Here is a 936-nt window from a genome sequence, read left to right on the forward strand (position 1 = left end):
TGTTGACGGCGACGGCCTGAGCTTCGAGCTTGTGGATGGCCCGGCTAATGGCAGTGTGACGATCAATGCAGATGGCAGCTACAGCTTTACAGCGAGTGAAGGCTATGTTGGCGAAGACAGCTTCACCTATCGAGTGACCGATGAGCACGGGTTGAGTTCTGAAGGGGTGATGTCGGTCAATATACAATCCCCTTCTCGACCGGGCGATTCTATCGAAAAAACCAGTGGTGGGGCTGGTTGGAATGCCGGCGCTTATTCTGAGGAAAGTATTGTTGGTGCGGGCTTACTTACCACTATTGTGTCAGCAAAGGCAGCAAACAGGATGGTGGGCCTCTCTTCCTCACCAACGGACTCAGGTTATGCGACGATTGAATATGGAATTTACCTGATTGAAGAAGGTTGGTTCCGGGTGTTCGAAAACGGGGCGGATCTTGGAAGGTATGGAGATTACCAACCGGGAGACACTCTTACGATCAATCGTGACGAAAATGGTGTTGTTACTTACAGTCATAATGGCGCGGTAGTTTATACAAGTACGACAGTCTCAAGTACGAGCACCCCGCTTTATGCGGATATCGCTATTATGGATGAAGGTGGGACCGTTGGAGACGTAAGCCTGTCGCTTGCAGGAGAAGTAGCACAAGCCGTGACTTGGATTGCGGATCCCAATCTGACTTATATTGCCGGAGACCAGGTATTTGATGGAACGTCAGGTAACGATGTTCTTGCAGCAACAACCATTCGATCATCAATCCTCAATGGTGGGGCGGGAGATGACATTCTTATCAGTGGCGCGGCTGACGATACCCTTGCCGGTGGTGACGGGGCTGATAAGGCGATCTTTAGCGGTAATCGCGACGACTATCTGATTGAAGATAATGGCGATGGGACACTGACGGTTCGCGATACCAATGCATCGGACGGTGATGATGGGAT

The 936-nt window shown here is 50.9% G+C and carries 1 protein-coding gene; it reads left to right on the plus strand.

Translation table 11 applies throughout. The annotated features are described in order from the left end of the window. A partial coding sequence (locus HED22_RS19535; RefSeq protein ID WP_167725425.1) for an Ig-like domain-containing protein occupies nucleotides 1-936 on the plus strand: 936 nt, incomplete at both ends.

This window comes from Thalassospira sp. HF15, from assembly GCF_011806525.1.
In the GTDB taxonomy this organism is placed as follows: Bacteria; Pseudomonadota; Alphaproteobacteria; order Rhodospirillales; family Thalassospiraceae; genus Thalassospira.